Origin of the sequence: Streptomyces sp. NPDC059456, assembly GCF_042750055.1 — a bacterium.
In the GTDB taxonomy this organism is placed as follows: Bacteria; Actinomycetota; Actinomycetes; order Streptomycetales; family Streptomycetaceae; genus Streptomyces.
Window position 1 is genome coordinate 262 of sequence record NZ_JBHYVA010000346.1, and the last position, 8349, is coordinate 8610.

The 8349-nt window shown below is 76.2% G+C and carries 8 protein-coding genes and 1 tRNA gene; 4 read left to right on the plus strand and 5 right to left on the minus strand.

All coding sequences use genetic code 11. The features are described from left to right. Positions 1–2139: SCO7613 C-terminal domain-containing membrane protein (locus ACFXA3_RS26085; protein WP_385190701.1), on the minus strand; the 2139-nt coding region annotated here is incomplete at its 3' end. A 162-nt stretch (positions 2140–2301) separates the two neighbouring features. Between ACFXA3_RS26085 and ACFXA3_RS26090 the strand changes: the two genes are divergently transcribed. Both ACFXA3_RS26090 and ACFXA3_RS26095 read left to right on the plus strand, forming a co-directional pair. After that, a complete protein-coding gene (locus ACFXA3_RS26090) occupies positions 2302–2790 on the plus strand; it encodes an SRPBCC family protein (RefSeq protein ID WP_385190702.1) in 489 nt (162 codons plus the stop codon). 39 nt (positions 2791–2829) lie between these two features. Further along, positions 2830–2901 (plus strand) — tRNA-Val (locus ACFXA3_RS26095). A 61-nt stretch (positions 2902–2962) separates the two neighbouring features. Here ACFXA3_RS26095 and ACFXA3_RS26100 read toward each other — a convergent pair. Next, positions 2963–3688 (minus strand): 3'-5' exonuclease, encoded by a 726-nt coding sequence (locus tag ACFXA3_RS26100; RefSeq protein WP_385190704.1) that lies wholly within the window; start codon positions 3686–3688, stop codon positions 2963–2965. A 222-nt stretch (positions 3689–3910) separates the two neighbouring features. Between ACFXA3_RS26100 and ACFXA3_RS26105 the strand changes: the two genes are divergently transcribed. Further along, complete coding sequence (locus ACFXA3_RS26105; RefSeq protein WP_385190705.1) at positions 3911–4501, plus strand: DUF4365 domain-containing protein; 591 nt, start codon at positions 3911–3913, stop codon at positions 4499–4501. Beyond that, the gene (locus ACFXA3_RS26110) at positions 4501–5757 is read left to right on the plus strand and encodes a hypothetical protein (RefSeq protein ID WP_385190707.1); all 1257 of its coding nucleotides are present in this window, start codon (positions 4501–4503) and stop codon (positions 5755–5757) included. Before ACFXA3_RS26105 ends, ACFXA3_RS26110 begins: the two co-directional genes overlap by 1 nt. Positions 5758–5778: 21 nt before the next feature. Here the strand turns inward: ACFXA3_RS26110 and ACFXA3_RS26115 are convergent, their stop codons facing one another. The 3 genes from ACFXA3_RS26115 to ACFXA3_RS26125 all read right to left on the minus strand — a co-directional run bounded on the left by ACFXA3_RS26115 (position 5779) and on the right by ACFXA3_RS26125 (position 8123). After that, complete coding sequence (locus tag ACFXA3_RS26115) at positions 5779–6975, minus strand: MAB_1171c family putative transporter (RefSeq protein WP_385190708.1); 1197 nt, start codon at positions 6973–6975, stop codon at positions 5779–5781. 2 nt (positions 6976–6977) lie between these two features. Next, positions 6978–7529 carry a hypothetical protein gene (locus ACFXA3_RS26120; RefSeq protein ID WP_385190710.1) on the minus strand — a complete coding sequence of 184 codons (552 nt, stop codon included), beginning with the start codon at positions 7527–7529 and terminating at the stop codon, positions 6978–6980. Between the two features lie 90 nt (positions 7530–7619). Further along, positions 7620–8123, minus strand: a complete 504-nt coding sequence (locus ACFXA3_RS26125) for a hypothetical protein (RefSeq protein ID WP_385190711.1) — start codon at positions 8121–8123, stop codon at positions 7620–7622. Positions 8124–8349: the final 226 nt, after the last annotated feature.

Below are 8349 nucleotides of genomic sequence, written 5' to 3' on the forward strand. Positions count from 1 at the left end.
CCGCGGGGGCCCCCCCCGAGGGTCACCCGCCCGCCCCCCGCGGCCCAGACCCAGCGGCCGCAGCCAGTGCGCGTCGCCCCAGGCCGCGATCAGGCTCGGCAGCAGCGTCGCGCCCAGCCCCGGCCCGTACGCCGTCCACGACGAGGCCCCGGCGTCCCGGCGGCGGCGCAGGAAGCCCACCGCCAGCGCCGGCGCCGTCACCGGCAGCGCGTAGGCCTCCGGCACCTCCACCCCCGACAGCGACAGCCGGATCCACGTCGCCGCCACGAACAGGACCCCGGCCGCCCAGCCGAGCCCGCGCCGCTCCGCCCGCACCGCCGCCCCCGCGCAGACCACCCCGGCCAGTGCGCACACCAGCGCCGCCAAGGCCGGCTCCCGGGCCGCGAGGAGCAGCGCCACCGCACCGGCCACGGCCGCCGCGGTCTCCGCCGGGAGCCGCACCCGGCCCAGGCGCGGCCCGGCCGCCGCCACCGCCGCCGGGACCGACAGCAGCGGCAGCGCCCACCAGGCCACCGCGAGCCCCCACAGGGCCCCCAGCGCCGCCGCCACGGCCGCCGCGTACCCGACGGCCAGCGCCGCCGCGCCGGACCGTACGGGCAGGGCGGCGCGCCCGTACGCGGCCCCCGCCGCGCAGCCCGCACCCAGCAGCCCGAACACCGCGAACGTGGCCGTACGGCCGTCCAGCGCCGCCACCGACAGGTTCAGCGCCCCCGCCGCCGCACACACCGCCGCCGCGTACCCCGGGGCGCGCCCGGTCTGCAGCGCGCACACCCCGGTCGCCGCCGTCACGGCCAGCTGGGCCGCGCACACCACCGCCACCGGCAGCCCCCACAGCAGCGGCGCCGAGAACAGGCCCGCCCAGCCGAGCACCACCGCGACCACGCCCGGCTCCGGCCGCGGCAGCACCCGCGCCAGCCACCCCGCGGCGCCCGCCGCGACCAGCAGCGTCACCGCGGCCGCCGGACCCGCCCCGGACACCGCGCGCGGCGGGGTCGTCGCCGCCCACACCTCGCCCAGCACCCCGACCCGCAGCGCCAGCGAGCCGAGCGCGACCGCCAGCCCCGACAGCGCCGCGAGCGCGGCCACCCCCGCCCCGGCCCGGGCCAGGCCCCGGCGGACCGCCGCGGGGAGCGCGGTCGCCCGTACCGCCGCCAGCAGCGGCAGCGCGAGCAGCAGGAACACCACCACCGTCCAGTCCCGCGGCAGCGCCGGCCGGACCGGGCCGCCGAGCGCCGCCACCCCCGCAAGGGCGCCGACGACCGCGGCCGCCGTCGCCGAAGGCTCCCGCCAGGCCACCGCGAGGCCCAGCACCGCGCAGCCCGCGAGCAGCAGCGCCGGACCGGCCGCAGCGGCCGCCGAACCGGCCGCAGCCGTCTGCGACAGACCCGTCAGCAGCGCCCCCGCCGCCAGAGCCGCCCCCGCGGCCGCCGCCGGGCCGGCCACCGCCGCCCGGGCGCGGACCCCCGGCACCAGCAGCACGAACCCCGCGTCCAGGGCCGCCGTCGCCAGCACCGCCCAGCCGGTGCCCACCTGGCCCGCCGCCGAGGCCACCGCCGTCAGCGGCAGCGGGAGCTGCGCCGTCAGCACCGCCGCCGGCAGCGGGACCACCAGCCCCGGCAGCGCCCGGGCGTACCCCGCCCACAGCGCCGCCAGCACGGCCGCCGCCCCCGCCGCGTACGCGGTGGCGTCCGTCCGCGTCCCGGAGACCGCGTACGCCGCGTACGCGTCCAGCACCGTCAGCAGCAGTCCCACCGCGGCCACCGACTCGGCCGTCGACCGCAGCCCGCGGCGCAGCAGCAGCGCCGGAGCGGCCAGCGCGGCCGCCGTCACCACGGCCAGCACCGCGCTGCGCCCGGCGATCCCCAAGGACCCCCAGCTGACCAGCGTGAACGCCAGCGCCGCCACCGCGAGCAGCGCCGCGCCCAGCGTCAGCAGCACGTTCTGCGCACCCGGAGCCGAAGCCTCCTTCGGGCGGACGGAGGCCCCCGGCCCCCAGGCGTGCGGTGCCGGCAGCCGCAGCAGCCAGTCCCGCCGGGCCAGCAAATAGAGGCGCCGGGCGTCGAGTTGGGCCAGCTCCCGGTCGATGAGGGCCAGCTCGTGGCCGGGCGGCAGCGGTGGGACGGGCGGTGGAGTTGCCATGCTCCGGAGTGTGGCGCCCGTCACGGCGTCAGGACATGGGCGTGCGTACTCAGATCCGGCCTGAGTACGCACGGGTGCGCACGGGTGCCCACGAGTGCGCACGGACGGGTGGATGCGGGCGGACCGGCCCCGCCCGGGGAACCGCCGGTCCAGACTGGGCCCATGGACCGCAGCCGCCTGGACCGCTGGAACCACTACCGCTTCCGCAGCGTGTGGGACCTGGACGCCCCGCCCGCACGGGTCTACTCCGCACTGGAACGGACCGGCGACTACCCCCGGTGGTGGCCCCAGGTCCGCGCCGTCGACCAGATCGACGGCCACAGCGGCACCCTGCACATCCGCTCCGTCCTCCCCTACGAGATCCGGATGACCGCCACCGAACTGCTCCGCGATCCCCGCCGGGGTCTCCTGGAGGCGGCCCTGCACGGCGACGTCGAGGGCTGGGCGCGGTGGACCGTACGGGCCCGCCGGGGAGCCGGGCGGCCCGGGACACGGGTCCTGTACGAACAGGAGGTCGACGTGCGCAGCCCCCTGCTGCGGCGCCTCGCCGTGCCCGCGCGGCCCGCGTTCCGGCTCAACCACGCCCTCATGATGCGCGCCGGACGGCACGCTCTGGCGGCCCGGCTGCAGGCTCCGGCGGAAGCGGTTTGAACCAGACCCCGTGCCTCTTGTATTGTTCAACCCGTTCCCGGGCGATTAGCTCAGCGGGAGAGCACTTCGTTCACACCGAAGGGGTCACTGGTTCGATCCCAGTATCGCCCACCGGGTCAGGCCGGTCCGTCTCACGACGGGCCGGCCTTCCGCACGTCCGGGGCCCGTTGCGCTACGCCGCCGCCGGCAGCTCCGGCCGCAGCGGCCAGTGCGGATCCACCGCCTCCGGTGTTCCCTGCCGCGCGAACCACGCCTGCAGGCCGCGCGCCTGTGCCGCGTGCCACACCGCCTGGAGGGTGTGCAGCTCCGCCGGGGTCAGCCGCTCCAGCCGCGCCGCGAACCTGCGGCCCACCGCCCGGACGACCTCCAGCGAGGCCAGTGCGTCCGCCGCCGCGTCGTGCGCGCCCTCCAGCTCTATCCCGTAGTGCGCGCACAGGTCCGTCAGCGTCCGGCGGCCCTTGCGGTACCGGTCCAGGTGCTTGTCCAGCACCCGCGGATCCAGCACCGTCAGCGGCCGGTCGTCCAGATAGCGCGCCAGCGTCGACGCCCGGTGCCGGCGCAACTCCCGGTCCAGCAGCGTCAGGTCGAACGGCGCGTTCATCACCACCACCGGGCGGCCCGCCACCCGCTGCTCCCCGAGCGCACGTGCTATCTCCTCCACGACCGGTGCCGGCCAGCGCCCGTTGCGCTGGAGGTGGTCGTCGGTCAGCCCGTGCACTTCCGTGGCGCCCGCGGGCACCGGAATACCGGGATTGACCAGCCAGCGGGTGGAGCGGACGCGGCCGCCCGCACACTCCTGCACGATGAGAGCGGCGGACACGATCCGGTCCTGCTCCACGTCCACCCCGGTCGTCTCCGTGTCGAATGCGGCCAGTGGCCCCTCGTACCAGCGCGTCATGGCGAACTCCTCGTCCCCGATCGGCAGATGGGGCGCCCCCCGGGCACCGCCGCCTCGGAACGTGCCCCCTGCCCGAATCGGTGATACCCGGCCTGTTTGCGCCGTACGCCGTTTGCGGGCCCTCTGGTACGGAGACAACTTCCCTGGGGGACCGCACACATGACCGGTCATCACCCCGTCCACCCGCATTCGGCAGAGCCCGGAAGGCATGGGGAGCCGGCCATGGCGCTCGCGCAGCCCGAACCGGGCGGGATGCTGCAAGGGCGGACCGAGCCGCGGATCGAGCCGCGGACCGGACCCCTGCGCGGCACGCTCGCCACCACCGCCTGCATGGAGACCCTCCAGGTGGGATACCTGCACGCAGTCGCCGCCGCGGCCGGCTGTTCGCTCTCCCAGCCCTTTCCGGACAACGGCATCGACTGGCAGGTCAACCACGGCGCACCCGAGCACGTCGTCGACGACGAGGTCACCATCAAGGTGCAGCTGAAGGCGACCTACCAGACACCGCCCAGACCGGCGGGGCCCACCTTCGCCTTCACCCTCGACAACGAGCACCTGGTGAAGCTGGCCCGCACGCCGGTCGCCGTCCACAATATCCTCGTCGTGATGCTCGTCCCGCGAGAGCGCGACCAGTGGCTCGCCGCCGGCCACGACCGGCTCGACCTGCGGCACTGCTGCTACTGGACCAACCTCGCCGGGCACCCCGTGACCGGCCGGCGCCGGACCACCGTACGGATCCCGACCACGCGGATCTTCGACGACCGGGCGCTGTGCGAGATCATGACCCGGGTCGGGTCGGGAGGGACACCCTGATGCACTGGCACTCACCGAACCTCGAACCGCTGACGTCCCCGTCCGAGTACGGGGACTTCTCCGACTCGGGGACCCCCGACCCCGCACACGTCGACCCGGCGGTGCTCGGAGCCCTGCTGCACCGGCACGGCTGGCAGCGCCGGGGCGGGGCCGCCGGGCGGTACGGGCGCTGGACGCCCCCGGCCCCCCATGCGACGGCCGTCGGGGGCACCAGCCTGCTCGTCCCGGAGAGCCGTGCCTATCCCGACAGCTGTGACCTGCTGGAGGAGGCGCTGGCCGCGCTCTCGCGCAGCGCGCTGCCGTCCGCGCGGGAGGTGCTGTACGGACTGAGCGTGCCCAGCGACGAGATCCGCTGGGACCGGCGGATCCCCGAGGGCCCCGAGGGCCCGTACGGACCCCGGGGCGCGGCGGCCTGGACCGTACAGGAGCAGCTGCGCTCGGCCGCCCGGCAGCTCCTGCTCGCGGGAGCCCTCGCCGACCGGGCCAGGGCCGGGTACTACGGCGCCCGGCACCGCGGACAGGCCGAGCGCGCGCTGGACGGCGTCCTGGTCGGGCCGGCCCCCGGCGGGCGCAGGCTCACCGCGTACGTCCCGGTCGACGGCGGGCGGGGCACCATGACCCGGCTGCACCACGCCCTGCACGCCGCGCGCGAGGCCGTGGACTACCGGCGGGCCACCGGGGGCATGGAGGCCTTCGACGCGGCGGTCGAGGCCGGCGTCAGCCGGGAACTCGCGGACGCCCTGATCGCGCTGGTCCGCGGCTCGGAGGGAGTCCGGATCGCCCTGGCCTGGGCCCCGGCCGCCGGGGTCCCGGCGGGGTGCGCGGCCCGCCCGGAACCCGTGGAGTTCTCCCCCGGGGACCTGCCCGTGCTCCGCGAGGCGGCGGCGCGCTACACCCGGGACGAACCGGCCGTCCCCGTGCGGGTGGCGGGCGCCGTGGTCCGGATGCGGCGCTCGGCCCCCGGCGGCGGGGGCACGATCCGGCTGCGGGTGCTGGCCGGGGCGGAGATCCCGTACGTCCGGGCGGTCCTGGACGAGGAGGCGTACCGGGTGGCGGGGCACGCGCACCTGGCCGGCGTGCCGATCCGGGTCAGCGGCCGGCTCCAGCGCCGGGGCGGCTTCCGCCGGCTGACCGATGCCACCGACGTGACCCCCGTCCCGCTGGACGAGGTCGAGCGGGACCGCCTGATGAAGTCCCTCGACGAGTCCCTCGACGAGGCGCTCGACCCGACGGACGTCCTCCCGACGGACGACTGACGCCCGGTCCGCCGCACACTCCTACGGAGCGTCCTCGCCCACGGGGGCGGGCCCGGCCGGGAGTTCCCCGGCCACGCGCCGGACCCGTGGGGTCGCGTAGGCCTCCGCCACGAGCTCCAGCCAGGCGACCTCGGCATCGAGATCGTCTCCGGCCGGGCCCGCCCCCGGGGGACGGGCGGCTCCGGACGATGCCCCGCCCGGGACCGTCTGCCGCGCGGCGTACCGCAGGGCCGCCGCCTCCACGGCCGCCTCCAGGGCCGCCCCGGACAGCCCCTGCGCGGTCAGCAGGGTCCGCGCCGCCTCCCGGGCCGGTTCACCGGCGAAGGCGCCGAGGGCCAGGGTGCCGTCGCGGATCTCGATGACGTACCGGTACAGCAGCACGTCCGCGTCCCGGGCGAGGGCGGCCGGCAGCGGCAGCATCACTTCCGGCACCGCCTCGCGCAGTGCCAGCCACAGTGGCCGGATCCTCCTGATCCGGGTCCGGACCCGCCGCACCCGGACCCGCTCCGCCAGACCGGGCCAGGCCACGCCCAGGACGAGCAGCAGCATCGAGGAGGCCAGCAGCACCTGGGTCGTCGCGACCACGGCCGTGCCGGCGAACCATCCCGGAGCCGCCGTGTGCCCCAGCAGGTACACCACGCGGTGGGCCTCGTAGGCGAGCCCGAACAGACTCCCCGCCCCGATCAGGCGCAGGGAGGTGCGCAGCGCACCGGACGCGGCGTGGCTCATGTAGCGGAAACACATCACGGCGCACGCCAGGAGCCCCCAGCCCAGGTACAGCGTGACGATGCCCCAGTAGGCCAGCGACCATCCCGTGCTCGTCTGCGTCAGCAGGTCCTCCTCCCCGTCCGGACGGGGCATCAGGGCGAACACGAGCACCAGGGCCGGGCACGCCACGGCCAGCCCCCGGACGGGCGCCGACAGCCCGCGCCGGTCGTCCGCGGTCGTGGTCCCGTGGATGAACTCGATCAGACAGGCCGCGGCCCCCAGCGAGAGCAGGTGGACGAGCACGTTCGCGACACTGGCGACCCCCAGCAGGTTCTCGATGCAGCGCCGGATTCCGGGCACTCCCACCGCGACGGCGCCCGTCACCAGGAACAGGGCGCCCCACAGGGACCGTTCGCGCCTGCCGCCCGTGAGCGCGCCACGCGCCATCAGGACGGTGCCGGTCACGGTCGGGCAGAGCAGGGCCACATCGACGGCCCGTACGGTCGTCATCGTCATCGTCCTCGGCCCCGTCCTCGCGCCAAGGCGTCGCCGAGCCGGCCGAGCACGCCGGCCTCCCGTGACGACGCCGTCCGCCGGGCCACCGGAGTGCTCCGGCCGTGACTGCTGATGAGCGTCGCCAGCAGCTCCGCCTCCTGCTCCTCGACGGCGGAGTACGAGGTCCGGCCCCGGGCGAGCATGCTGCTCACCAGCGCGGGGTCCAGACTCGGGAAGAGGCCGGCCAGAACGGCGGATTCGCCGTCCGCCAGCTTTCCGTGATCGAGCAGGATGTGCGCCAGCTCGTGCAGGATGATGTGGGTCCGGTGGACCGGGCTGGTGCCCGGCTCGTAGAAGACGACGTCGCTGTCGGCCAGCCCCAGCCACAGCCCGCACAGGCCCGCGTCGGCACCGGCCGACTCCGGCAGGGGCAGCAGGTGGAGCGGCCGCCCGCGCCGCTCGGCGACCGCCCGGCACAGATCCTCCACGTCCAGCGGCCGGGCTATCTCCAGTTCATCGAGGACGGCCGCGAAACGGACATCGACGGCCGACCACTCCTCGGACTCCACACGCCCCCCTCACCACTGCGCACACTCCCGCGGCTGCGGAGCGTGACGCTTTGCGGGAAGGAGTCTATGCAGGTGATCGCCGACGGGCTGTCAGCCGGGGAGTGCCGCCGACCCGTCCGGCCCGGCCGCCGGTCCGGCGGCCGTCCGTCCGGCCCGCTCCACCAGCGTGCGCACCAGGTCGATCCCGTGCGCCGAGGACGCGGCCACGGCGGCGGCCCGCAGGGCCACGGCCCGGACGTCGTTGGCCCGCAGGGCATTGAGGAGGCCCAGCTGCGCCATGGTCTGGGCGGCGACGTCGTCGTCGACGAAGTAGGCGGTCGGCACGCCGAAGAAGCGGGCGAGGGAGCGGAGCGTCCCGATGGTCGGATTGGGGACCTTGCCGTTCACCAGCATGGAGAGCCGGCCGACGGAGAGCGTCGTGTCACCGCCGTCGCCGTCCTTGATCCCGTCGACCACCTCTTGGAGCGTGTGGCGCCGCCCCGTCGGCTGGACATGGGCGAAGAGGTATTCCAGCCGGACGGCGAGCTGCTGCGCCTCGGCAGGATGCTGCGCGGGCGGTGCGCCGCCGTCGGCTGTCCGAGCGCCGTGGTCCACGGAGGTCACCTCTCACCGGAATCTCTCCTGCGCAGTATCCCGCACGGTGGCCGAACGCAGCCCATGCGGTGCGCACCGAGCAGCGCGCACCGACGGAAACGGAAGCGCGCGGCGGTGCTGGCCCACCTGTCGTGTCGCGGTCCGGCGGACGTCGTCGATCCGGGGCTGAGCTGGCTGGAGGTCGCCGACCACGGCGAGGTCACCGTTGCCGACCTGCTCAGTTGAC

Excerpts from the sequence above, each read along its gene's own strand:
- ACFXA3_RS26090 (WP_385190702.1), top strand. The coding sequence starts at position 2,302 with ATGGACCGCAGCCGCCTGGACCGCTGGAACCACTACCGCTTCCGCAGC.
- ACFXA3_RS26115 (WP_385190708.1), bottom strand. The coding sequence starts at position 6,975 with ATGACGACCGTACGGGCCGTCGATGTGGCCCTGCTCTGCCCGACCGTG.
- ACFXA3_RS26105 (WP_385190705.1), top strand. The coding sequence starts at position 3,911 with ATGGCGCTCGCGCAGCCCGAACCGGGCGGGATGCTGCAAGGGCGGACC.
- ACFXA3_RS26100 (WP_385190704.1), bottom strand. The coding sequence starts at position 3,688 with ATGACGCGCTGGTACGAGGGGCCACTGGCCGCATTCGACACGGAGACG.
- ACFXA3_RS26110 (WP_385190707.1), top strand. The coding sequence starts at position 4,501 with ATGCACTGGCACTCACCGAACCTCGAACCGCTGACGTCCCCGTCCGAG.